General features: G+C 52.2%; 19 protein-coding genes. 10 read left to right on the top strand and 9 right to left on the bottom strand.

The genetic code is table 11. From position 1 onward, the window contains the following. Nucleotides 1-11 precede the first annotated feature (11 nt). Together BFW38_RS17385 and BFW38_RS17380 are read left to right on the top strand one after the other, a co-directional pair. Nucleotides 12-293, top strand: coding sequence for a DUF2782 domain-containing protein (locus BFW38_RS17385; RefSeq protein ID WP_069000063.1), 282 nt, complete (start codon nucleotides 12-14; stop codon nucleotides 291-293). Between the two features lie 244 nt (nucleotides 294-537). Further along, a complete protein-coding gene (locus BFW38_RS17380) occupies nucleotides 538-1,521 on the top strand; it encodes a homoserine kinase (protein WP_069000062.1) in 984 nt (327 codons plus the stop codon). 156 nt (nucleotides 1,522-1,677) lie between these two features. On the opposite strand, the gene BFW38_RS17375 is transcribed toward BFW38_RS17380, so the two are convergent. Both BFW38_RS17375 and BFW38_RS17370 read right to left on the bottom strand, forming a co-directional pair. Next, a complete protein-coding gene (locus BFW38_RS17375) occupies nucleotides 1,678-2,322 on the bottom strand; it encodes a YjaG family protein (protein ID WP_069000061.1) in 645 nt (214 codons plus the stop codon). Nucleotides 2,323-2,472: 150 nt separating this feature from the next. Next, the gene (locus BFW38_RS17370) at nucleotides 2,473-2,946 is read right to left on the bottom strand and encodes a YbhB/YbcL family Raf kinase inhibitor-like protein (protein WP_069000583.1); all 474 of its coding nucleotides are present in this window, start codon (nucleotides 2,944-2,946) and stop codon (nucleotides 2,473-2,475) included. A gap of 158 nt (nucleotides 2,947-3,104) precedes the next feature. On the opposite strand from BFW38_RS17370, the gene BFW38_RS17365 reads away from it, so the two are divergent. After that, a complete protein-coding gene (locus BFW38_RS17365) occupies nucleotides 3,105-3,713 on the top strand; it encodes a LysE family translocator (RefSeq protein WP_069000060.1) in 609 nt (202 codons plus the stop codon). 83 nt (nucleotides 3,714-3,796) lie between these two features. Here the strand turns inward: BFW38_RS17365 and BFW38_RS17360 are convergent, their stop codons facing one another. Then, entirely contained in the window at nucleotides 3,797-4,339 is a 543-nt protein-coding gene (locus BFW38_RS17360) for a gamma carbonic anhydrase family protein (RefSeq protein WP_069000059.1), read from the bottom strand. A 55-nt stretch (nucleotides 4,340-4,394) separates the two neighbouring features. Beyond that, nucleotides 4,395-5,774, bottom strand: coding sequence for a sodium-dependent transporter (locus BFW38_RS17355; protein ID WP_069000058.1), 1,380 nt, complete (start codon nucleotides 5,772-5,774; stop codon nucleotides 4,395-4,397). Nucleotides 5,775-6,276: 502 nt separating this feature from the next. On the opposite strand from BFW38_RS17355, the gene prlC reads away from it, so the two are divergent. Next, nucleotides 6,277-8,367 (top strand): oligopeptidase A, encoded by a 2,091-nt coding sequence (gene prlC / locus BFW38_RS17350; protein WP_139116664.1) that lies wholly within the window; start codon nucleotides 6,277-6,279, stop codon nucleotides 8,365-8,367. Nucleotides 8,368-8,552: 185 nt separating this feature from the next. On the opposite strand, the gene BFW38_RS17345 is transcribed toward prlC, so the two are convergent. Then, complete coding sequence (locus tag BFW38_RS17345) at nucleotides 8,553-9,134, bottom strand: cupin domain-containing protein (protein WP_069000057.1); 582 nt, start codon at nucleotides 9,132-9,134, stop codon at nucleotides 8,553-8,555. A 641-nt stretch (nucleotides 9,135-9,775) separates the two neighbouring features. Here BFW38_RS17345 and gabT point away from each other — a divergent pair. Continuing rightward, nucleotides 9,776-11,053, top strand: a complete 1,278-nt coding sequence (gene gabT / locus BFW38_RS17340; RefSeq protein ID WP_069000056.1) for a 4-aminobutyrate--2-oxoglutarate transaminase — start codon at nucleotides 9,776-9,778, stop codon at nucleotides 11,051-11,053. Between the two features lie 49 nt (nucleotides 11,054-11,102). Here gabT and BFW38_RS17335 read toward each other — a convergent pair whose 3' ends face one another. Continuing rightward, entirely contained in the window at nucleotides 11,103-11,411 is a 309-nt protein-coding gene (locus BFW38_RS17335) for a DUF4190 domain-containing protein (protein ID WP_245686189.1), read from the bottom strand. 272 nt (nucleotides 11,412-11,683) lie between these two features. Between BFW38_RS17335 and BFW38_RS17330 the strand changes: the two genes are divergently transcribed. Further along, nucleotides 11,684-13,018 (top strand): MATE family efflux transporter, encoded by a 1,335-nt coding sequence (locus tag BFW38_RS17330; RefSeq protein WP_069000054.1) that lies wholly within the window; start codon nucleotides 11,684-11,686, stop codon nucleotides 13,016-13,018. Nucleotides 13,019-13,058: 40 nt separating this feature from the next. On the opposite strand, the gene BFW38_RS17325 is transcribed toward BFW38_RS17330, so the two are convergent. Next, nucleotides 13,059-13,913: a M48 family metallopeptidase gene (locus tag BFW38_RS17325; RefSeq protein ID WP_245686188.1), complete on the bottom strand. Its 855-nt coding sequence runs from the start codon at nucleotides 13,911-13,913 to the stop codon at nucleotides 13,059-13,061. A gap of 205 nt (nucleotides 13,914-14,118) precedes the next feature. Here BFW38_RS17325 and BFW38_RS17320 point away from each other — a divergent pair, with 205 nt between their 5' ends. The 4 genes from BFW38_RS17320 to BFW38_RS17305 all read left to right on the top strand — a co-directional run bounded on the left by BFW38_RS17320 (nucleotide 14,119) and on the right by BFW38_RS17305 (nucleotide 18,512). Further along, nucleotides 14,119-15,039 carry a hypothetical protein gene (locus BFW38_RS17320; RefSeq protein ID WP_069000053.1) on the top strand — a complete coding sequence of 307 codons (921 nt, stop codon included), beginning with the start codon at nucleotides 14,119-14,121 and terminating at the stop codon, nucleotides 15,037-15,039. Between the two features lie 56 nt (nucleotides 15,040-15,095). Further along, nucleotides 15,096-15,674, top strand: coding sequence for an acyl carrier protein phosphodiesterase (locus BFW38_RS17315; RefSeq protein WP_069000052.1), 579 nt, complete (start codon nucleotides 15,096-15,098; stop codon nucleotides 15,672-15,674). A 202-nt stretch (nucleotides 15,675-15,876) separates the two neighbouring features. After that, the gene (locus BFW38_RS17310) at nucleotides 15,877-16,599 is read left to right on the top strand and encodes a transglutaminase-like cysteine peptidase (RefSeq protein ID WP_245686187.1); all 723 of its coding nucleotides are present in this window, start codon (nucleotides 15,877-15,879) and stop codon (nucleotides 16,597-16,599) included. Between the two features lie 11 nt (nucleotides 16,600-16,610). Next, a complete protein-coding gene (locus BFW38_RS17305; RefSeq protein WP_069000050.1) occupies nucleotides 16,611-18,512 on the top strand; it encodes an EAL domain-containing protein in 1,902 nt (633 codons plus the stop codon). Between the two features lie 59 nt (nucleotides 18,513-18,571). On the opposite strand, the gene BFW38_RS17300 is transcribed toward BFW38_RS17305, so the two are convergent. Both BFW38_RS17300 and BFW38_RS17295 read right to left on the bottom strand, forming a co-directional pair. Further along, a complete protein-coding gene (locus tag BFW38_RS17300; RefSeq protein ID WP_069000049.1) occupies nucleotides 18,572-18,910 on the bottom strand; it encodes a tryptophan synthase subunit beta like protein in 339 nt (112 codons plus the stop codon). 127 nt (nucleotides 18,911-19,037) lie between these two features. Further along, the coding region (locus tag BFW38_RS17295) for a DUF5801 repeats-in-toxin domain-containing protein (protein ID WP_218186451.1) at nucleotides 19,038-24,294 on the bottom strand (5,257 nt) is incomplete at its 5' end.

Here is a 24,294-nt window from a genome sequence, read left to right as displayed (position 1 = left end):
GAGAAGACATTATGACTTGGCGTCATTATCTACAGGCGGGTTTACTGGCTGTTAGCCTAGGGCTTGTAGTCCAGCAGGCACAGGCGGATAATCCTGAACCCGAAGTCACCATTCGACAAGAACAAGGTCGTACGGTTGAGGAATACCGGATCAATGGCCAACTTTACGCCATTAAGATTATTCCCAAGAATGGGGAGCCTTACTATCTGGTCGATAGTGATGGCAGTGGTCAGTTCTCTCAGGATAAGCGTCACGAATTGAAAATCCCCAGCTGGGTGATTTTTGAATGGTAGTCTTTGCAACGCCCCTCTTTTCGCGTACTGCATTAAGCCTTAGACTCCACTATGCTGGAAGCTCAATATCACCGAGCCCAGTGTGATCGCATCCTGACCGAGTGCGACACCGTTCAGCTCACCACATCTGAACATGACCACTGAACTTTGACATCTTGTCATGATAAAGCCGTGCCGATAAGTGGCTCACTTATCGGTCACGAATGGCATTTGCACAACCTCAATTCAGGAATACAACTGCCCCATGGCCGTTTTTACTCCGGTATCGCTTGACGAAATCGGCACGCTACTTGATGACTTTGCGCTGCCCAAAGCCAGTGCAATCGAAGAAGTCGCGGCCGGCACAGAAAATTCGACCTTTTTTGTCACCCTTGAAAGCCCTGCACCCAATGGCGAAGAGACACTGGTATTAACCCTGTTTGAACAGGGCGAAGCCGAGGATCTCCCCTTCGTGATTGCCCTGTTGGACCGACTGGATGCTCAAGGGCTCCCGGTTCCTGGTCCACTGCATGATCCACAGGGCGAAGCATTACATACACTCAAAGGTCGACCCGCATTATTATTTCCACGCCTTCCAGGCGAGCACCCCAATACACCGGCCTTAGATTTCTGCCAACAGGCCGCAGATTACTTAGCACGCCAGCATCAAGCCACGGCCGATTTTGCGGATAAGGACTTTCCCTATCCACGCCCCAATGCTCGTGACTTGAATTGGCTGGAGCAAACCCATGAACAGGTCCTGCCTTTTTTGAGTATGGGGCTGAAGGATATGATGCAAGGCGAGATCACACGTTACCGTGAGGTTTTTGATCGCATCGGACCGCTGCCGCAAGCGGCACTGCATGGGGATTTATTTCGCGATAACACGCTATTTCGCTCATTACCCAGTGGTCGTCGCCTGACCGGCGTGATTGATTTTTATAACGGCTGTGTTGGGGAGCGTTTATTTGATCTGGCCATATTGATCAATGACTGGTGTGTAGAAGATGATGGTCAACTGGATCAAAAGCGCTATGACACCATGCTGGCCGCTTATCAGGCCATATGCCCTTTCTCACCCGCAGAACGAGAAGCTTGGCCCTGGATGCTACGCATGACCGCTCTGCGTTACTGGCTCTCACGGTTGCTCGTTGTCCATGTAGAACCTCAAGCCCATCAACGTATCGCCAAAGACCCCGAAGTCTATCGGCGTATATTGCATCACCATATTCGCCACTTTGGTTATTAAGATGAGGGCCATGCTGACTTGAGGGCCATGCAGACTAAAGTTGAAGCGCCGGCCCCCCTGCCCTCATAGCCTAGGTAGGGTGCCGGTCAGGTATGAAGCAACCCCAGTGACGGCTAAGCGCTTAATCTGTATCGACGGACATCCGGTCAGGACGATTCAGTGTTCGTCACTCTCCTCCGCCAGAGATAAACCGAGATTGCTAAAACCTTCATTTCGGGCCAGTTGGCGGAGAGCCTTCATTGCGTCTTTGGGCGGTTTTTTATGAGCGGCCACCTGTAATAAGACTTCATCCTGAAAGTCATTTTCATCACTCATCAAAGGTTGCTGGCGTACCCATTGCGCCAACTCTGCACCTTCCAGCGCATCATCTGCTGTCAGCTCAAGGTACTGACGTACCGTGCTCCGAGAGAGTTTGCTGGCCCTAATCACCGCCTCGGAATCAGCCTCTTGCGCCAACTCAAGTGCCATATCAACCGCCATCGCAGCATCAATCGCTGGATAAACCCCATACATATCAAACTGCTCAGGATCGGGGATCAAGGGCTGTAGGTTTTCCTGCTGCACCGCAAAATTAATTTTAGCGTCAGGGACTAAAACAGACTCCCACAACAAATCAACGAGATGGTGTAACGCTTGGGCATCACCAAAATCGGTCATTTCACTGAATAAGCGGTAGTTAATCAAACTACGTTGTGCCAACGCCGCAGCAAAGGCCACTTGCTGCCAGTGGCGTAGTTCACGTAAACGGGCATTAAAGCTTTTGGTACTCGGGGGCGCTGAATTACCGCTTTGAGTCTTCATGTCACAATCCATATTACGGTAGATCCACTCGCCGATCGTCCCATAGCGCTCGGCGAGTGAACAACATGCTGCAGGGCTGAGATCAGTGCAGATCACTCAGAAGGCGTGCACCACACCCGCCCACACAAACATTCATGAGTATTGAGAGGGTTAGCGCTCATAAGTCCCGATCAGACGGCTCATCCCCAGCAAATGCGGCTCTATTTGCGTCAGGAATTCCGGCAAGGTCAAGCCTTCCGGCAAATCCAATACCTGATCCAGCGCTAAGACCCAGAAATAATAGCAGTGAGGCCCATGCCCTTCTGGCGGCATCGGCCCGCCATACCCTAGGCGGCCACCGTCATTAACACCGGATGTCCCCACCTGAGTCCCTTCATCTAATGACATCGTCTCAGCGGGCAGGTTATACAACACCCAATGCACATACCCATAAGTACCATTCTGGACCAAAGGGGCATCCGGGTCATGGCATATCACGGCATACGCCTGAGTACCTTCCGGCCCCGCGGTCCAGCTCAACGCGGGAGATCGATCCTCGGCCTCAGCCGAGTTTGCTTTAGGAATCGCGCCCATCGCCGAGAACTGAGGGCTCGTCAACGACATGCTAGATGGTGCAAAAGCCATAGCCACCTCTTGTTTGATTAAACACAACTCATTTAATATAAACACCACAATATAAGGCATACTCAGCAGACTGGGAGCCACTGAGACGGGCTGATATTTTCAGCCTTCGACAAGGCCTCAGCATGAGGGCCTTTCACATACGATACAAGGATTTCAGTATGACATTTAGCGCTTGGCTTTCCATCGCCACCTTGTGCACATTGGGGGCGATCTCTCCAGGCCCCAGCCTCGCCATGATTTTGCGTCATACCGTCAAAGGATCACGCCGCCACGGTATAGTCGCCGCTTTCGCTCATGGCATCGGTATTGGCTTGTATGCACTGGCAGCCGTGGCTGGCGTCGCCACCTTGCTCCATCAATTCCCCGCGTTAGAAACAGGGCTGACCTGGGCGGGAGCCGCTTATCTGGCCTGGATTGGCGGACAAGCATTACGCTCATCCGGTAGCGTATTAACGCCGCTAAAATACAGTGCGGTCAATATGAAACAAGCCGCACGGGATGGCTTTCTCACGGCATTTTTGAGCCCTAAGATCGCGATCTTTTTCATTGCTTTATTTGCCCCTTTCGTGGGCACCGACCAGGGCATGCTCAGCAAAATCATTATTGCCTTAACCGCTTGGGGGATTGATACGGGCTGGTACTTACTGGTCGCGTTAGGGCTTTCTCATTCACAGCTTCTGCCCTGGCTACAAGCGCATAGTCGCTGGATTGACCGAATCACAGGTATCGTTCTCATCGCAATCGCGTTAAGCGTGGTTTTACTGTAAGACGTCTCCCCTAATGTGAGACGTCCTCCTGATGTCAGGCGCTTTTCGATGGTAAGACGGCTAGGACCAGGCCCCCAGAGGCATTACGCCTCCCAACCTTCAGCCCGATGTAGATCTTTCAACTGGGCATAATTGGCGGCGGTATAGGGGAAAAAGCGTTGCTCTTTTTCTTTAAGGGGGCGCAATGGCTTAGCCGGATTCCCCCCATAAACATAGCCGCTGGCTAAATGTTTACCCGGTGTCACCACAGCACCTGCGGCAATAATGACTTCATCCTCGACCACCACGCCGTCCATAATGATGGCGCCCATGCCGACCAATACACGACTCCCAATCGTACAGCCATGCAAAAGCGCTTTATGGCCAATCGTGACATCATCACCAATTTCCAGCGGAAATCCTCCTGGATTAAAGTCACTGGCATGGGTGATATGTAATACACAGCCATCTTGCACACTGGTGCGAGCCCCAATACGAATGTGGTGCATATCGCCGCGAATCACAGCCATCGGCCAGACCGAGCAATCCTCACCTAAGGTGACATCACCGATCACCACTGCCGTGGGATCAACGAACACGCGCTCGCCCAGCACAGGCTGCTTACCCTGATACTCTCTTACTGGCATTGCAAATCCCCTTATCGCTTTCACTGATTGTTGAGGTCGAGTACGACGGCTCGATTCAGAATACGCCCCAAAGCTTCAACAGAGAAACGAACAGCACCAATGCGACTAACGGTGCTGAAATCATCACCGTAATTTTGCGCCAGCGTCGATAAAAGGCCTCGCCGCCACCCAAAGCCGCTCGCCCATCAGAGGCAGGCATCACCCGTGTTGCGAAAATCGCAATAAGCAAGCCACCCAAAGGCAAGAAAATATCCGGAGGAATTGAGCTGACCAGATCAAACACTGTCTTACCGGCAAAAATTCCACCTAACGCTTGTAAAGGAAAGACATCGGACAGGACGTTAAATGACAAGGCAGACAGTACCCCCATCGCCCACACCGCAACCCCTACGGCAAATGCGGCTTGCCCTCGGCGCCACCCCTTATCAATCAACATCGCCACCATCGGCTCGGCTAAATTGATTGAGCTGGTCCAGGTGGCCAGTAGCAACAACACAAAGAAAGCGGCAGACAACCAAGTGCCTCCGGTGATATCACTGAAGGCAATGGGCAAGGTGACAAACATCAAGCCTGGGCCTCCGGCGGGTTCCATACCATGACTGAACACCACAGAAAAAATGGCAATCCCCGAGAGCAAGGCAACGCCCACATCCAGAATGGCCACGGCAATCACCGCTTTGGGCAAACTTTGCTCGGGCGGCATATAAGCGCCGTAAGCCATTAAGGCACAGGCCCCGATCGCCAGAGTAAAGAACGCATGCCCCATGGCATCCAACGTTGCTTTCCAGGTAATCGCCTCAGGATTCGGCAGAAACAGCCACTTCATCGCTTCGCCAAACCCAGGGGTTGTCACGGCATACCCCGCCAACAGCAGCAACAATAAATACAGTAATGGCATCAACAGGTTATTCAGGCGCTCTAAGCCCTGAGTCACACCTCGTGCGACAACGGCCATGGTTAACACCATGAAAATGAGATGGCAGATCAGCAATAGCGGCACATTTTCAAGGAACTGACCAAAGATGCCACCAATAACATTGGGGGGCTGGCCAGCAAAATCGCCACTGATTGACTTACCGATATACGCCAGCGACCATCCCGACACCACGCCATAAAAAGATAGGATCAAAAATAGCGTGACCGCTCCCAATGTAGCGATATGACGCCATTGTGGACTGGCCCCATTCTCGCGCGCCATATTCATCAACGACTGCATAGGGCCAGCACGCCCCGCACGACCGACCATGATCTCCGCCATCATGACAGGCAGCCCCAGGATCAATACGAACAGGATATAAAGCAGAAGAAAGGCACTACCGCCATTTTCTCCTGTCATATAAGGGAATCGCCAAATATTGCCCAGGCCGACTGCGGCCCCGGTCACGGCCAGAATAAAGGCTCGTTGAGAGCTCCATTGCTGAGCTTTGCTGGTCATTGATCAGTTCTCCGCGCGATTCAGCGCTGCTTAACTTAATGGTTACCAGTACGACTTAACAGTTAGTACGACTTAACAGTTGCCAGTACGTTGTATGGTGCTATAGCAAATGACGGGCCAACAATTAGAGGCCATTATCAATCAGCCGCTTAGCCTAGCAGAGCCAACACCGCCGACAAAGCGCTACGCGCTGAAAAGCACCCTATTCAGGATCAATCACCCTCGACTCAGGTGATTCATGGCTCAGGTGATTCATGGCTCAGGTGATTCATGGCTCAGGTGATTCATCATGAGCAAGAAAGGCTTTCTTTCGCGACGAGATCTGACCTCAGGGATTGAAACCCGAGAAAAGAGGGCGCATTTTATCTTCACGGCTGCTGAAGATTGTCTTCACAGATGGAATAAAGGCTGAAGGCAAAACATGTTGTCGCTATTCAGCCCCTGTCTTTATCCCACATTTTGGCAACAGCAGAAGCCTCCATTTTGATCAAAAAGGTTTGCTATGTCTGAGACTCTGACCCTTCCTGAGGCGCTGGCCGATAATCCGCTATTGAAAGATAGCCCAGTAGGGGCCTTTGAACTGCCCCGTTTTAGCGCGATCAAACCCGCTCACGTTGAGCCCGCTATTCGCTACCTGCTAGAGGCCTACAAGCAAACAGTGGAAACAATCGTCGCCCAAGGCCAATACGACTGGGACCACTTAGTGATGCCACTAGAAGCGGTAGGCGATCGACTGGAGCGCGCCTGGTCGCCAGTATCGCACTTGAATGGTGTCGCCAATACGGCCGCGCTGCGCGAGGCTTACGAAGCCTGCCTGGCCCCTTTATCCGAGTTTTCGACGTGGATGGGGCAACATGAAGGGCTCTTCAAAGCCTATCAAGCCTTAAAAGAAAGTCCACAATGGTCCAAGCTCTCTTCTGCACAACAACGTATGGTCGAGAACAGCCTACGTGATTTCCGTCTGGCCGGGGTTGATTTGCCCGACGAGCAAAAACAACGCTATGGCGAAATCAGCCAGCGTCTCTCAGAACTGTCCAACCGCTTCTCCAATCAGTTGCTGGATGCCACCCAAGGCTGGACACGACTGGTCACTGATGAAGAGGAGCTGGCCGGTCTTCCCGAGTCAGCCAAAGCTTCAGCGCGCGTCTTAGCGGAAAGCAAAAACCTACAAGGCTGGCTGTTTACACTCGACTTCCCCAGCCTGTTCCCGGTACTGGCGTATTGTGATAACCGTAAGCTGAGAGAAGAGCTGTATACCGCCAATATTACGCGAGCCTCAGAAGTCGGCCCTCAAGCCGGTGCTCATGATAACGGCCCGGTCATGGAAGAAATACTGGCACTACGTCAAGAGCAAGCCAAACTGCTTGGTTTTTCAACTTATGCTGAGCGCTCTCTGGCGACCAAAATGGCGCGTTCACCCGAAGAAGTGCTCGGCTTTCTGAAAGATTTAGGCAAACGGTCATTACCGCAAGCTCGCCAAGAATTTGATGCGTTACAACAGTGGGTTGAAGAAACCTATGGGCTGACCGACTTACAGCCATGGGACATCAACTACTACGGAGAAAAGCTGCGCGAATCACGTTATGCCATTAGCCAAGAAGCGCTACGCCCTTGGTTCCCAGCGCCCAAGGTGATTGAAGGCTTACTTGATGTGGCCAGCACCTTGTTTGAGATCAGCTTTGAAGCCCTAGATGATGTCGAAACCTGGCATCCAGATGTCCGTTTTTATCAGGTACTCCGTGCCGGTCAGCCCATTGCCGGTTTTTATCTAGACCTCTATGCGCGAGAAGGCAAGCGTGGTGGCGCATGGATGGATGGCTGTAGAGGACGACGCCTGACCGCAGACAAGACCATTCAATTACCGGTCGCCTACCTCACCTGTAACTTTACCGCACCGGTTTCCGGACAGCCCAGCCTACTGACTCATGATGAGGTCACCACACTATTCCATGAGTTTGGGCATGGCCTCCATCATATGCTGACACAGGTTGATGTGGCCGATGTGGCAGGGATTAATGGTGTGGCCTGGGATGCGGTTGAGTTACCGAGCCAGTTTATGGAGAATTTCTGTTGGGAGCAGGCGGGTCTGGCCAAAATTGCCGGTCATATTGACACCGGTGAGCCGTTGCCAGATGAAATGGTCGACAAGTTATTAGCTGCCAAGAACTTCCAATCTGCCATGCAAATGGTACGGCAGCTTGAGTTCTCACTGTTTGACTTCCGCCTTCATCATGAGTTGGAAGCGCCTAAAACACAGGATATACAAGCCCTACTGGATGAAGTCCGGGCCTATATCTCTGTTGTGCCCTTGGTCTCTTTTAATCGCTTCCAGAACAGCTTTGGGCATATTTTTGCAGGCGGCTATGCCGCGGGCTACTACAGCTATAAGTGGGCCGAAGTGCTCTCCGCCGATGCCTATAGCGCCTTTGAAGAAGAAGGGACATTTAATGCCGATACCGGGCGCCGCTTCCGGGAATGCATTTTAGAAAAAGGCGGTTCAGATGATGCCTTGAACTTATTCGTCGCTTTTAGGGGGCGTGAACCTCAAGTCGACGCATTGCTGCGTCACAGCGGGATTACTGAGATTCAATAACCCCTTTGACTCAATAAGACCTTGGGCCCCATTGTCTTGTGGCTCTGTGGTCTAGTAGCGCTGTGGTCTAGAAGCCCTATCGTCTAGTAGCCCTATGACTTTAAAACGCTATGACCTTGTGATCACAAGGTCATAGCGTAGACCGGTGGCATTCAGACCCATCCCAAGCCACACCGGATGAATCATTAGAGATAAGGCGGGGTACAGGCACTGATAATGACACAGTCTTGATCACCCACATTACGAAAGCGATGGGGTTGACGACTATCGAAGAGATAGCCATCTCCAGGGCCAAGGCGGCGCCGATGGTGGCCCACGGTCAGCTCAATCTCGCCTTCGATCACCACGCCCCCTTCCTCAGATTCATGCCGCAACATCGTCCTGCCGGTATCCGCACCAGGGGCATAACGCTCATGAAGCACCTGTAAATTATGGCGCCTGGCATCACCGACCTGGCGGAAACTGACCTCACCACGGCTGATGTCATAAAACTCATCGGCACTGAAAAACACCGGATCTTCTTCCGGCATCTCCAATGAAAAGAACTCTGCCAACGTCATCGGTAGCACATCCAGCACCTTTTTCAAAGAGGCAACAGAAGGGCTCGACTGATTATGTTCAATCAGAGAGATCGTGGCATTGGTCACGCCTGCACGCCGAGCCAATTCACGCTGCGATAAACCGCGTGATTCACGGATGGCTCTTAAACGTAAACCAAGATCAAAGGGAAGTACCTGGGTGTCGTCCTCATTTTTCGATGCTGTCATCCTGCCACTCTCTCCACAACGCTCTCCGCCACGTAATCAACTGTATGCTCAGCTGTGTTTAATTTGTCGTTCAGTGTCCAGTCAGGTGGATCGACACGAGCGATCAAAATAGTTAACAAGCTTAACCTGACTGGCGTCCAACACAAAATGGGCATAAGGGCAGACGAACAAAACGCCGGTTTTATCATTTAACATCGCCTCACCCCACCCTCCAAATCCAATCACCACGAACAGAATGGTCGCAACACCATAAACCTACGTATTAATCATGGTCGAGGGGCTTGGCAAACGCGAAGAGATACGCGCATAATGTTTAATAAATCAGACACTGATCACTATATCTAACGAAAACCAGATCTAACGAAAACCCGATATAACGACGATCGGATCTAACGATAGTCAGGCACAGCGTGTCTCAAGTGATCGCAGTCTGGCTTGAAGCCAGTAAACGGGCTGATTTTAACCGAACAGGTTTGTTTTGCTCGCTTGCTGACAGAAGTGTGTAGTCTCAAGGATTAGAGCGCAAAGCGTTGCTCAAGACCTTGTATTCCCAATGACAAGTGCAATCAGCACTTGAATGTTTAACGTTCAATAAAGCTTCAGAGCCGCCTTAGCGGCCTGGTTCGCTCAGGAGATGAACAATGAATAACAATCAGTCCCTGCATAGTCGCCGTCAAAAGGCTGTGGCTCAGGGGGTTGGGCAGGCCCATCCACGTTATACCGCATCAGCACTGAATAGCCATATGACAGATGTCGATGGACGGGACTATATTGACTTTGCTGGCGGCATCGCGGTGCTTAATACCGGTCATCGTCACCCGCGCGTGGTTGAAGCCGTCAAAGCCCAGTTAGACCATGTGTCTCACACCTGTTTCCAAGTTTTTGGGTATGAGAACTACATCACCCTGGCAGAACGATTGAATACATTGGCTCCTGGAGACTTTGAGAAAAAAACAGTACTCCTGACCAGTGGCGCTGAAGCCGTTGAAAACGCAGTCAAAATCGCTCGTGCGGCCACAGGCCGAAGCGGCGTTATTGCATTTCAGGGTGGGTATCATGGACGCACCTTGCTGACCATGGGCCTCACGGGCAAAGTCAGACCTTATAAGGCAAGCTTCGGTCCTTTCCCGGCAGAAATCTTCCATGCACGTTTTCCGAGTGAATTAGAAGGCGTCAGCATTGAAGATGCACTGGAATCTATTGATGCGATCTTCCACTGTGATATCGGCCCGGAAGATGTCGCGGCGATCATTATTGAGCCGGTCCAAGGTGAAGGGGGATTCCGCCCTGCCCCCAAAGCCTTTATGCAGGCACTTCGCACACTCTGTGACGAGCACGGTATTCTGCTGATTTGTGACGAAGTACAGACCGGTGCAGGTCGCACAGGCACTTTCTTTGCCGTTGAACAAAGTGGTATTGCGCCAGATTTGATCACAACAGCTAAATCCCTGGCGGGCGGCTTCCCTCTGTCGGCCGTCGTCGGCCGTGCAGAGGTCATGGATGCCGTGGGTCCTGGTGGTTTGGGGGGCACTTACGCGGGTAATCCTCTGGCCTGTGCGGCCGCATTAGCCGTATTGGACGTGTTCGAAGAAGAGCAACTGCTCGAACGTGGCAAAAAAGTCGGTGAGCACCTGCGCCAAGGGCTGAATAAACTCGCTGAAGAGTTTGACTGTATCGCTGAAGTTCGGGGTATGGGCCCCATGTTAGCCATGGAACTGTGTGAAGATCGCGACCCGAAACGTCCGGCCGCCGAATTGACACGCAACCTGCTCAGCACTGCACTGGAGATGGGGCTGGTCTTACTCTCTTGCGGTCCTCGCGGCAATGTCGTCCGTATTCTGGTCCCGCTGACCGTTGATTTCGAAGACTTAGATCGCGGTCTAGAAATCATCGCCGAAAGCTTGCGCAAACTGCGCTAAGCGATGCATTAGGTCATCTCAACAGGTCGACCTCCTGGGTCGGCCTGTCTCAAAGCATCTGCCCACCTGACGGCATATCATGCCACCACATCATGTGCAGCTGATCGGCATTCCAGATCAAACCGCCAATCAGTAACATCATGACGATAAAGACACCGAGAAATAACCAACCGGTCACTAAAGCCGCCAAGGCAAAACCATCACCACTCCCCTTACCGCGCCGAATTTGAGCCCGAGCCAAATGACCACAAACCACGCCCGGTAAAACTAAGGGTGGAAACATGATGCTCGCCAGCACGAGAATAAAAGCGGCCAAGGCCAAGCTGTTGAGCGATTGCTGAGAAGGTTGCTGAGTCATCACCATTCCATCCGTCAGTATCCTGATAAGCCTAACAGCTCATCTCCGATGTCGACAGGCTCAGTCTGTCTGGTGGCGCTATGATGTATACCATAGATCATGTATACCATTAGTCATGTATACCCTCAGTGGGACCAAGAAATCCTCATGTTCATAAGTACCATTTGTAAATAAGGTTCATCATCCCCATTTAGCCTGACAAAGCTCAACCTGAACTGCTTGCCTACTTTTTGCTTGTCTATTTGCTCGCTTGCCTACTTTCTGGAATCTGCATGCGTATTGAAGCACTACCCACAGCCCAGCTCGGCCGACAATTATTCCATATGACCTGGCCGATGATGTTCGGCGTCTTGTCATTAATGAGTTTTCAGCTGGCCGACAGCGCCTTTATCGCCCGCTTGGGGGTTGACCCTCTCGCCGCCTTGGGTTTTATATTACCCTTGGCTCAAGTCATTATTGGCACACAAGTCGGGTTAGGCATCGCGACCACCGCTATTATTGCCCGCACCCTGGGTCAAGGTGACACCCAAAGAGCGACGCGACTAGGCGGCTTGGTCTTGGTCACAGGAGGGGCCTTAACCGGGCTTCTTGTCATTGGGCTTTGGCTCTTTCGGCGCCCGATCTTCGCCGCACTAGGCGCTGAACCTTCACTGCAACCCACCATTGATACCTATTATGCCCCTTGGCTACTGTCCGCCTGGTGTGGCGCCATGCTGTATTACGGCTACAGTCTCTGTCGTGCTCACGGCAACACACGCTTGCCCGGCTTGGTCATGGTGGCCACCAGTCTCATCAATATCGTCTTAGATCCCGTATTTATTTTCACCTTGGATGGTGGGCTGGCAGGGGCGGCCTGGGCGAGCGTCATCAGCTTTTCTATCGGTATGTTATGGGTCTACCCACGTAATCAGCGCCATCAGTTGGCCCGCTATGATTTAGCCTCGCTGCCACCAGGCCCGGCACTTATGGAGTTAGGCAAGATTATGGGGCCTGCGATGACCAGCCAATGGATGCCGCCGTTATCAGCCATGCTCGCTACCGCCCTCGTCGCCGGTTTTGGCAGTGCCGCTGTAGCAGGCTGGGGCCTAGGCAGTCGATTGGAGTTTTTCTCCATTGTCGTAGTGCTGGCACTAACGATGTCACTTCCGCCAATGATTGGTCGTCTTCTGGGCGCGAACCGACTTAACGATGCCCAGCATGTGATTAAACTGGCGGTCCGTTTTGTGTTGCTGTGGCAACTGGCGGTCGCACTGATTTGGTGGGCCCTTGCGGATACTTTGGCTCCACTGATTGCCGATGAGCAAGCCGTTCGCCATGTCCTGTCGCTTTATCTAGATCGCGTGCCCTTCAGCTATGCCGGGCTAGGACTCTGTATGTTGATGGTGTCGGTGTGTAATGCCCTCGGGCTCTCCCTTAGAGCCGCATTGATTTCGGCATTAAGGTTGTTTGCATGCTTTCTCCCTGCCTTATGGATCGGCGCCCAATGGGGAGGTCTCAATGGGCTGATGACGGGCGCCCTGTTAGGCAACCTAATCGCCGGTTTAATGGCATGGAGCCTCTACCAACAAGGCATCAAACGCCTCTCACCCATTGAGTCAAATGGGTGAGTGAAATAACAGAGCCCCCTACGTCAGATCGACACCGCCATCACCGCGCGGGACACTGAGGATGATGGGCCGCCTCACGATAAAGCGCCATGGCTTCATCCATGTGGGACTCAAGCCCTTCGATCCGGCTTTCATTAGACGGGTGAGTCGACAGGAACTGCGGAGGGCCATCACCGCCCGCTTGACTCATGTTTTGCCACAAGACAACACTGGCTTTAGGATCAAACCCTGCGCGCGCCATCAGTAATAGACCAATGGTATCCGCTTCGGACTCATGAGCACGAGAAAAAGGGAGGATAATGCCTATTTGTGCGCCTCCGGTGAGGGCTGCGGTGAGCTCGGGGCTATTCATATCTTGGGTCTGCAGGCCAATCAGCAAAATGGCTAACCCTGCCTGTGTGATCATGGTCGTTGATACGCGTTCATTCCCATGGTGAGCCAAAACATGCCCAATCTCATGCCCAACCACTGCAGCCAACTGGTCATCCGTCTTAGCCACATCCAGTAATCCGGTGTAGACCCCAATCTTACGCCCGGGTAACGCAAACGCATTCACCGTATCGGGTTGGTCAAATACCACAATTTCCCACTCAACGGGTTTAAGCTCAGCGGTTTTGAGCAACGCCTCGGCCACGCACTGCACATTACGATTAATCTTGGTATCTTGACTGATCGGCAACTGCTGCTTCATCTCCTCGAAACTCTGGCTTCCTTGTTGCGCCATCGTGTCTTCTGAGTAGAGCGTTAACTGGTTGCGCCCCGTAGGTGACACGGAGCACCCACTCAGAAAAGCACTGACCAGTAGTATGGCCAACATCAGTCTAACGCGGAGGCTCAGGCCACGCGGCTCAGCTTGGTCATTAAGTCGCCATGGGTTGACCATAATAAACGTCATTTTGATTCTCTCCTGAGGTAAAATCCTTGGTAGCTGATTCACCCTAAGATGAGATGAATCCATACGCACCGATATAACCCCTATAAAAAATCGAGTCCTCTGCTCGAAGCCCCCTTCACACGCAAAGCCCGCACATGCTGATATATCATGTGTAGGATGAAGGGTGAAGCATTAGGAATCACACCATGGCATTAGGAATTACTCCATGAAAGTGGCGCCATCATACCGTTTACATCTCCATCGCTCTCGGTCGCTAGGGAGCCTGCTGGCACTGCTTCCCAGCTTAGCACTCGTCGCCGGGGTCAGCTTATTCGCATTGATGTTACAGTCGGTTCGACCAGACTGGCTACCCACCCCGATGGCCTGGCCAATGGCCTTGATCGGCCTAGGCCTATTGATCAACGTGAATCACCAATGGCGGCAGCGTCAGCAGACCATGAGTCAGTACCATTGGGACTGGCGATACTGGCAGCAAGAGACTCAAGATATGGCCTCACAGCTAGAGGCCCAATTGGATACTCGTCAACGAGTGGCCAAGAACCTTCATGAGCGTGTCATCGCGTTATTGTTGGCTCAAGTGACGGTCATTCGCCACACTTTGGCCCACACATCTGCAAGTGAAGATCTTCACCTGTTGCTCGATAGCCTTTCCTGCAAACGATTAGCCGTCGATCAACCCGCTGAAGACAGCCTGATCGAGCCACAACGACAAGCTCAACACCAATTATTGCAACTCCAGTATATGATCAATGAAGAAGCCGTCACCGCCCAGCGACTTGGGCTGATTGACAGCGTGCAGTGGCAAACCTTTGATCATCGTTTAGCGCATCAAGGCCGCTTACACCAAGAGTTATTGGCCCCGACAAGGCCTACAGAGATGTCCGGGCTTTCAACATTGAGCTGGGGTTATATTTTATTATTACCGCTGACATTAGCAGGCCCCTTAGGCTGGCTGGCATTGCCGACTTGTTTACTGGCCACCGCCCTACTGATGATCCCCCAAAATAGCAAAAACGATTTCCTGATCGAGCCCATACAAGCACTGCAACAAACACAGTCAGCCTTGATCGAAATATTAGGCCACTCGCCCTGGCCTGAACTCACCTCACTGAATAGCCAGCAGTAAGGCAAAGCATGAGCGAACATAGAACGCATGAGCGCCCATAGACAGGCACAACACTGATGAACTATCTGGCCCACCTTCACTTGGGCGGCCCCAGTGAAGCACAACAACTCGGCAGCCTATTCGGTGACTTTGTGAAGGGGCCGCTCAAAGGCGAGTGGCCGGAAGAAGTCGAACATGCCATTGCGTTGCATCGCAGACTCGACGTCATCACGGATCAGCACCCAGCCGTTCAACAAGCGAAACAGCGTTTCGAACCAGGCCAACGAAGAATGGCCAGTATCGCATTAGATGTTTTTTTTGATCACTGTCTGGCCCGCTATTGGTCACAATACGCCGAACAACCTCTGCCCGATTTTATTCAGCAGGTTTACCAACGCCTGCAATCTCAAACGAAGCTCCCAGCTCGTTTGCAGACCATACTGCCCTATATGGTGAACGATAATTGGCTATTGAATTATCAGTATTTTGAGCAGCTTCAACCGGTGTTTAAAGGCCTAGAACGGCGCCTGGGTCATCGATATTCGCTGACCGCCCTTATCCCGACCCTGCGTCAGGAGTATGATCAACTCACTGATGACTTTCACTGGCTATACCCGGAGTTGATGGAAGCAGCAACACAGTGGCGTCACCTTTAAATCCGACTGGAACCCTCTACACTCCAAGGGAAGCCTTTACACGCCACCGGAGCCTTCTACGCATCATTAGCGTCAAGATGAAGCATCATGATTTGATGATTAGGTTTATAAGGTCTAGAACGCTGGCGGCACGATACAAAAGCGGCTTGATCCGAATAATAATCACTGGGCTAATCCGCCAAAAGCTATCAGGAAGAAACGCTTGACTCACCCAGATAAGGTAAAACACTCGCCTTCGATGACACGACGCCAGAGCTTAAGGCTGCTCGGCGGTGTTTTGTGCTTATCTTTATGGGGCATTGGCAGTGCAGGGCGGGTCGAAGCGGGGTTACAACCAGATCGAGCACGTCTGCGCCAAACGATGCAGCGCGCTTACGGTCAAAAAGGTCTAGCCGTGCTTGAGCAATGGTTCCAGTTACTGGATCAAGCCGGTCAAGGTTCACTGGCCGAAAAACTGACCTATACCAATGATTTTTTTAATCGTCAGGTGCTTTGGGTGGAAGACCCAGAAGCTTGGGGACAAGAGGATTACTGGGCCACACCGCTTGAAACTATGGGCCATGGCCAAGGGGACTGCGAAGACTATGCCATTGCCAAATACATCACGCTACTCACTCTGGGTGTCCCCATGGATAAGCTTCGGATGATTTACGTTCGCGCCCGCCTAGGGCGCAGTAATATCAGTCAGGCCCATATGGTACTGGGGTTCTATGTCAAGCCAACATCAGACCCCCTGATTCTTGATAACATCATTAGTGAAATTCAACCCGGTTCTCAACGCCATGACTTGACCCCTGTCTTCAGTTTTAATGGTCAAGGACTATGGACCGGTGGAGCCAGTCAATCTCAAGCCAACCCCGTCAACCGTTTATCTCGCTGGCGTAATGTGCTTAGCCGTATGCAGGCCCAAGGTTTTGGGGTCTAGAAGGAGTTTATATGTCACTGATTAAACAGCTTTGGCTGACCATTACCGGGGTACTGCTTTTAACTTTTATCGGTAGTTTGTTGGTCGGCGTCACCAGCAGCCATCAATATATTGAGCAGGAAATTCGAATTAAGAATATCGACAACACCAATGCACTGGCCCTGTCGATGTCACAAATGGATAAAGACCCGATCAGCATTCAGCTGTTGTTGGCCGCTCAATTTGATACAGGGCATTATCAACTGATTGAATTAATTGGCCCGGACGGTGAAGTCATTGATCGCCGCACCGCGAGCGAAGCCGTTTCCGATGTGCCCGCCTGGTTCCGTCACTTGGTCAGCTTTGACGTTCCCGCCGGTACGGCTGTTGTCCAAGATGGTTGGCGCCAGTACGGCACCTTACATCTCAAAAGCCAGCACAGCTACGCTTATCGAACACTCTGGCAAAGCACATTGCGCCTAACCGGGCTGTTTGGCCTGATTGCCGTGGTCAGTCTGGCACTGACAAGCTGGTTAGTTCACACGATCCGCCGTCCGCTATATCACGTGGTTCAGCAAGCCCAGGCGATGGGTGAACGACGCTTCATGACATCGAAGGAGCCGCGGACTTTAGAGTTAAAAACGCTGGTCAAATCCATGAACCGCTTATCGCTTGCGGTGCGCGAGATGCTCAATCAAGAGACCGACCAGCTGGAACAATTGCGGCGTCAGCTGCAACATGATGCGGTCACCGATACCCTCAACCGTGAAGCTTTCCTCGACCGACTCGCCAATGCCTTGGACAGCGAAGGCGATATCGCTTCGGGTCTATTGATCATGGTCAGAGTGACTCATCTCACAGAAGTCAATCAACATCTAGGGCATCAGGCCACTGATCAATTGTTGAACCAACTGTCTCGTATGCTCGAGCAGCTTTCAACATCCCCCAGTTATGTGGGCCGCCTCAAAGGTTGTGATTTTGCGCTCCTCTTACCGGGAAGCGACCAATCTGAAGCACTCGCCGCACAGTTGCAGCAAGGTTTAGAGCAACTGCATCAAAGTACAGAAATCGCCCTAACGACACCCGCGGCCATTAGCCATTACCACCAAGGACAGTCACGCGGCCAACTACTGGCCCAACTGGATGGTGCTTTGGCCCAGGCTGAAAATCAGCCTATCGGGATTATCACCACCCAAGCTGATGCAGAGGCCGTGCTTTTCACCACTCACGACGATTGGCGGGCCGCTTTACAGGCAGCCCTGCAAGATGGGATCGAACTGGCCCATTATCCGGTGATATCCAATCAAGATAGCCTGCTCCATGATGAAGTGCCGTCACGCCTCAAAATCAAAGACGAATGGCGAACCGCAGGCCTCTTTATGCCCTGGATTTCGCGGTTGGAGATGAATGCTGAGTTTGACTTAGCCGTGACCACCCAGGCACTGGCAGATACAGCACAAACGGGACATCCCGTTGGGGTCAACCTGTCCACGCAGGCCTTACATAAGGGAGATTATCTCACTCGGCTGATCAACCTGATTCAGCAACACTCTCAATGGGCCCATCGACTTTGGTTTGAAATGCCTGAAACAGCCGCCACACAATTCCCGACAGAGTTTAAACATTTATGCGAGCAATTATCCCAGCTCGGCTGCCAAGTGGGGTTAGAGCATGTCGGCCCACAATTTGGCAAAATTGAAGGAATCGAAGATATGGGCCTGCACTACATCAAACTCGATGCGACACTCAGCCATGAGGTTTTGCTCAATCCGACCAAACAAAGCCTCGTGCGAGGCATGGCGACACTGGCACACTCATTAGGCATCCGTGTGATCGCTCAAGGCGTACAGAATAGTGATACCAGCGAACAGCTGTTCAAGCTAGGGGTTGATGGGGTCACCGGCCCAGGCGTACGGCAGGATAAAAAAGCCTAAGAAGCTCTGGCCGTGATTGCAGGCCCGTCTCAATGAGCCGACTGGCAATCACGGTGCCATCAAATCGCATCAGAGCCTAACAGGTTATCGTCATCCAAAAGATCGACCGAGTCCAAACGCTTACGTAGAGTTTGCCGACTCATCAGTTTCTTTTGAGCGGGTTGGGGCAAATCCGTAAAACTGATCACCCCCTGATTCATCAGCAGGTCCAGTAAATCTTCCAAGACTCGAACAAACTCTAAGTCGGATTTCAGTAAGGCACGCTCTTCGTCACTGCCACCTGCCAACATAAATGTTTGGAGTTCTGGTGCCTGAGCATCCAGGTACTCATTGCACTCGGGGGTCGGCTCACGGCTGACTAACAGGACCTCTCCCTGTGCATTACGTTTCACATACATCCGACATCTCCTTTTAATTCATACTCGCAGCATAACAAAGGCCGGCTCAAAGAGCCGACCCTTATCATCCCTTGGTCTCCCTCAACCTACCAGGGCATGGCAAACCACGCCCTGGCAGACCGATACCTTACTCATAGTTGGTGGTGTTATAGCTGTCCTGCATGTGCACCAGATCCACTGAAGTACCGCCTGCATCGATCGCCGAGTCAGTCGTCGCCGGATCATTTTGAGATTCGGTATCGGCGCTGCTCTCAGTACTCGAATCAGCTGACGATGTCTCACTGCTGGCCGTTTCACTAGACGCCGTTTCGGTTTCACTACCAGGCAACGTTATGCCATCATCTTCAAGGGTTTGGGCATCATCAGACAAGAGATCACTCAAACTATCATCCGCTGTTGAGGAATCAGAGTTAGATGCACCAGAATCGGCACTGGCAACTTGCGATTCACCAAAGAGGCCTTCACCCGTACCTGTTCCCGCATCAGGATCATCACTGAAGTTCATCGCGATAGTGTCATCACCAAAAGCGATATCCGTGGTTTCTCCCGATGATGTAGGCGCTTCTTCAGCAGAGGAATCCGTAACGTCACTCGTACCGGCCCCATCGGCTGGCGTAGCGGTTTCACTATCACTCGTGTCGCCGGTAGCACTGGTATCAGAAGCACTGGTATCAGCATCACTCGCACCAGTACTGTCACTGCTAGTACCCGTGCCAGTCTCAGAGCCCTCTGTTGCCTCAGAACCGTCTGTAGTCTCAGAACCATCTGCGGTCTCAGAGCCATCTGTCTCAGAGCCATCCACAGTCTCAGCCCCGGCTTCACTGCTATCACCCGCAACCGTTAAGTGAGCGTCCAAAGCCAACTCACCAGTCACCGTCGAGCCATCACTTAAGGTTTGCTGGACCAGAATATCACCTGCGGCATACTCGCCTTCAGGCAAATTGATCACTGTCTCACTACCCACCAGCCAATTCTCGCCGCCATCCAGGGAATAAGACCAATCCGCATCGGGATCAGCTAAAGTCACTTCTAAGTCATAGGAAGCCCCGGCCCCTTCGATAGAATCCCACGTCACGAGCGACAGCTGAGGTACGCTCACAGAAGTCTCAACATCAAGATACTCTTGGGTCACTTCACCATTTTCAGTTTTGGCCACTGACAAGGAGGCGTCTAACCCGTCACTGTCTAGGCTCAAATCAACGTCCAGGGCCAGCGCAGACACAGGCGCTTCGGCCATCGCCGGATCCGAGCCGTCTACATAAGCGGTATCCGTCGCCGGAGCACTCCGAACGCCTTCAGAACTCACCGCAACGGCAGTGATCTGAACTTGATCCGCACCGCCACTAGGCTCAATCGTCAACCCAGAAAGTTGGTCAGGTCTCAGTACCGAGGCGCCATGCCCATTGGAAGGCACGGCCTGACCATTGTGCATCAAAGTCCCCCCCTCAACCGTCACCACATAACTGACAATCTGACTAGACGCATCAATGGTGCCATTCACATCAACATCATAAGTGCCAGGAAGCACAGCCTGAAGATTGCTGATACTAATGCGCTCATCAGACCAGTTTGTGGTCGACTGGAACTGAACAACCGCTTGTCCATTAGCATCCAGCGTAATGTCTAACGAGGCTTGGCTAACACCTGCATTCACTTCATAAGACGAGCCATTCACACTTATTTGCAAAGTATCTTTGCCCAGGCCCGATGAATCCCAACCGCCCTGCGTCACTTGGGACCAGCTCAGTGTCACGGTTTCACCGGCATGCTCAGCACCAAAGTCGAGCGTTTGTACGCTACTTACATCATTCTCATAATGGGAAACATAATTCCCACCATGCCCATTCCCCAGATCATTAATATCATCACCCGATACAGTTATGTCGCCCTGACCATGAATATCAACACTGACATCGGGTGTGGGGGCACTCGAAGTCTCCACGGCGACAGCATCGGTGGCTAATGGGCTTTCAACCCCTAGATCACTCACAGCTGTGGCGGAGACTTGAATGTCACTGGCCTCGCCAGCAGGATCAACGCTTAAACCAGACAACTGATCGGGGGTCAGCTCATATTGCCCTTCGTCATTAGGCGTCAGCGCAGTCCCATTATGCAGCAGGGTCCCGCCCTCAACCGTCACGAGGTAACTGGCGATATGACCGCTTTCAATCGTGCCTTCTATGGTCACAGGATAATCAGTCCCCGAGGTCGGCAATGCGGCCTGTAAGTCGGTGATTGAAACGGTTTCTTCCGGATGGGTCGAGCGTACCTCATAGCGCAGTGTCGCTTGGCCATTGGCATCCAACACAACCTGGAAGGATTGGCCATACACGTCAGACACCCAGCTATTATCATTAAAGGGATCGGACTGGAAGTTGTACTTCTGCAACAGCGCATTATTCACATACACCGCAAACGTGTCTTCGGTATAGCCTTGACTGGCCCAACGGCCATCCTCCCAACCGCCAAAGGCTTGCTGGTTCCAGGTCACGGTGATGACTTTATTCGCATTTTCAGCCCCATAATCAAACGTGACGGTCTGGGTTGAAGCCGGTGGCAGGGGATCGTTGATGTAGCCAGTCCCATTTTTATCAAAGCCCAGGTCATCAATATCACCTTGAACAATGGTGTCGTAATGGGTCGCGGCTTCCACATCAACCGTAACAGAGGGCTCTACGCCACTATAGGCATCTAACGCGACTGTCGTATTGGCGGTATCACCATCACCATCGGTCGCCTTCACCCCAAACTTCACATCTTCTGGCAATGCTTGGTACTGCAAGAAGTCCCAGGTGCCGGTGTTCTGGCTCAATTTCACTTCAAAGGCTTTATTGCCCTCAGCATCGCGGGCGATCAACGTATGATTATCATCCGCCAGGGTGACCGCATACTCAGGATGACTCTCAAGACCGGTCAGTTCAAACGTCACGCCGTCAGCCGCTTGCGCATCCACTTGCCCTGTAGAATGAGCAATCTCAGTCGAATCGCCATCCTCACTGCCCAGGAACTCAATTGCCTTCACAGCAAAATCACTATTCTGAGCATTTGAACCTGCGCCATTATCAACGGCCATAAAGCGCACTTCATCAAAGCCACCAGGAACCGAGGCCATATCGGCCTGCCAATCGCCACTTGGACTTTGAGAGAAAGAGACGATGTCATCACTTTCCGCAATCTTCACACCGTCGCGATAGAAGACCATTTTGGCGACTTCATTATCACCATCACCCATCACACCATCGACAAACAGAGAACTGAGCTCCGCTTTTAACCCATAGGCGATATGACCAGGCTCAAGCTTGAACACGAGCTCTTCTGAGGCGCCATTTCGATAAGAAATTTCTTGGGGCAACTCTTCAATTGAACCATCGGCTTCACTGCTGCGAACCGAGAGCCCACGCCATGATTGATATACTTGGCCCGGAACTTGACCGGAGCCATCCGCATTCAACCCAATGGCTTGCACTGTAAACCCGGCACTTGAGTATTCAGAACCTGAAATCACATGAGAAGGATCGAAGCTGGATGAGGAAGACCACCCTTCCCCAGTCTCAAACCCATAGCTACCAGTCACAGCTTCAGGAATACCATCCGTCACGGCCTGATAACCGGAAGCAGGCGGCGTTTGAGACAAGGTCACACCATCATCTTCAACACTCAGATGAGCCCCTAAGTCAATTTCGGTACGACCCATGTCACCGGCTGAAGTGTTGTCATCGGCATCGGTTGCTGTGACGACCAGCTTAATACCCAATCCATCCAGCGAGTTGACTTCATCGGCACGCGTCGTATCGGGATGTGACATCGCCTGATACTGCGTCATCGACACTTGGCCATTCTGATCGACAGAGACCTCAAAGGCCTTCTCGCCACTCACCGTTTGCCCAATCAGGTGGCCATCTTGCATGACCAGACTGATCGCCTCTCCGGTCTGGGACACGGTCAAATCGGTAGAAACCGGCTGAGTCCCTGCCAAAGAAAGCTGATAAGTCACCTGTCCCGCACCGTCAGTACCATAATCAAAGCCCAAGGCTTGCGAGAAATCAGTGGTCGACGTCACACTGTCAGCCGTACGCAAGCCAGACTCATCCGTCTGTACTTCCAGCCCAGACAAGGTGTCCTGGTCGACAGTGATCGTTGGCGTGGTATCGGTATCGACAAAATCAGCCGATGCCAATGCATTTTTCGTACTCACCACGACCTCATCTTCACCCACGATTTCTTTGGCCGTCACTTCTGCGGTAATCGTGAATTCATCGGTCCCTTGAGGGACTGTCATCGACAAATCCAGGCTGTCCAGATCTTGGCCTGTGGGGTTATCCACATACCAATCCCCATTGTCGAGCTGGCTCACCCCATCACCTTGGATCGTCACGCCGTCAGGAACGCCCGACAACGTCACGCCACTGAGTACCTCACTGCCATCGGTGTCCGTCAAAGCGGCGGCCAGATTCAGCTCATACGTTTCACTACCATTGGAAGTGGAAATATCCAAGTCATCGTACAGTGAAGTGCCATCGCCAAAGATAATGCCTGCCACATTATTGAATGACAGCGTATTGCCTTGACTATCAGTAATCGCACCGTCAATCCCTGAACCGAGATGCTGTTCAGACCAGTCAACGGTGTAATCACTCGCTGAACCAGTCAGATACAAGTAATCCAGATTGCCACCATCCACGGAGTGCAAGCTTTGAGTGCCGTCTTTGATTTCACTGAAAGGCCCATCCAGCACAATGACATCCGCATCCGCATCGCCATGTAAATTCCCACTAGAGCCCGCAATGGAGGTAATCACTTCACCGCTTCCAGAGATTTCAATACCCCCCTGGCCAATCGTAATGGTGATGTCACCATGAACAACCACAGTAGAAGACGATTCACTGCTGACTTGCTCACCGACTGAAATAGACAGATCAGGCCTGTCAGCAATCGGTCGAATATCAATGGCCAACGAAGTTTCTTGCCCATCAGCAATGCCGTCATTGGGTGTAAATTTCAGTTCTGCGTAGTTGGCTTGCTGATTGCCAACCCCATTACCGCCATAACCATCGACACCCGACTCATTCTCATCCGGGACAAAGCGTACTTGATTCGCCTCAAACTGGGCCTGAGTCAGCTGATCACCTACCGCCACTGATTGCCAGGCCCCCGAATCATCTTGCACTTGTAACTCACCGCCACCCGCTAACGCCGTAACCTTAATGCTCAGAGACTGATCCGCTTCTCGGTTCGAGATATTCAGATCGTCCCAGTCCAGTAAGAGCGCTTGATCCTCAGCGCCTTCGACACTGCCGCCCAACGAGCTAGGTGCTTCATTGGTATTGAGTACCACTTCGGTATCCTGGGCGGTGACGTCTTCGCCATTGTTATCGACAGCGATC

The sequence above is a fragment of the Terasakiispira papahanaumokuakeensis genome, assembly GCF_001709345.1.
GTDB lineage: Bacteria > Pseudomonadota > Gammaproteobacteria > Pseudomonadales > Halomonadaceae > Terasakiispira > Terasakiispira papahanaumokuakeensis.
Note: the sequence above shows the minus strand (reverse complement) of the source record. Positions and strands in the feature narration are given on the sequence as shown.

Excerpts from the sequence above, each read along its gene's own strand:
- BFW38_RS17385 (WP_069000063.1), top strand. The coding sequence starts at position 12 with ATGACTTGGCGTCATTATCTACAGGCGGGTTTACTGGCTGTTAGCCTA.
- BFW38_RS17335 (WP_245686189.1), bottom strand. The coding sequence starts at position 11,411 with ATGACTCAGCAACCTTCTCAGCAATCGCTCAACAGCTTGGCCTTGGCC.
- BFW38_RS17325 (WP_245686188.1), bottom strand. The coding sequence starts at position 13,913 with ATGACGTTTATTATGGTCAACCCATGGCGACTTAATGACCAAGCTGAG.
- BFW38_RS17320 (WP_069000053.1), top strand. The coding sequence starts at position 14,119 with ATGAAAGTGGCGCCATCATACCGTTTACATCTCCATCGCTCTCGGTCG.
- prlC (WP_139116664.1), top strand. The coding sequence starts at position 6,277 with ATGTCTGAGACTCTGACCCTTCCTGAGGCGCTGGCCGATAATCCGCTA.
- BFW38_RS17300 (WP_069000049.1), bottom strand. The coding sequence starts at position 18,910 with ATGTATGTGAAACGTAATGCACAGGGAGAGGTCCTGTTAGTCAGCCGT.
- BFW38_RS17345 (WP_069000057.1), bottom strand. The coding sequence starts at position 9,134 with ATGACAGCATCGAAAAATGAGGACGACACCCAGGTACTTCCCTTTGAT.
- BFW38_RS17330 (WP_069000054.1), top strand. The coding sequence starts at position 11,684 with ATGCGTATTGAAGCACTACCCACAGCCCAGCTCGGCCGACAATTATTC.
- gabT (WP_069000056.1), top strand. The coding sequence starts at position 9,776 with ATGAATAACAATCAGTCCCTGCATAGTCGCCGTCAAAAGGCTGTGGCT.
- BFW38_RS17305 (WP_069000050.1), top strand. The coding sequence starts at position 16,611 with ATGTCACTGATTAAACAGCTTTGGCTGACCATTACCGGGGTACTGCTT.
- BFW38_RS17360 (WP_069000059.1), bottom strand. The coding sequence starts at position 4,339 with ATGCCAGTAAGAGAGTATCAGGGTAAGCAGCCTGTGCTGGGCGAGCGC.
- BFW38_RS17375 (WP_069000061.1), bottom strand. The coding sequence starts at position 2,322 with ATGAAGACTCAAAGCGGTAATTCAGCGCCCCCGAGTACCAAAAGCTTT.
- BFW38_RS17380 (WP_069000062.1), top strand. The coding sequence starts at position 538 with ATGGCCGTTTTTACTCCGGTATCGCTTGACGAAATCGGCACGCTACTT.
- BFW38_RS17365 (WP_069000060.1), top strand. The coding sequence starts at position 3,105 with ATGACATTTAGCGCTTGGCTTTCCATCGCCACCTTGTGCACATTGGGG.
- BFW38_RS17315 (WP_069000052.1), top strand. The coding sequence starts at position 15,096 with ATGAACTATCTGGCCCACCTTCACTTGGGCGGCCCCAGTGAAGCACAA.
- BFW38_RS17355 (WP_069000058.1), bottom strand. The coding sequence starts at position 5,774 with ATGACCAGCAAAGCTCAGCAATGGAGCTCTCAACGAGCCTTTATTCTG.
- BFW38_RS17370 (WP_069000583.1), bottom strand. The coding sequence starts at position 2,946 with ATGGCTTTTGCACCATCTAGCATGTCGTTGACGAGCCCTCAGTTCTCG.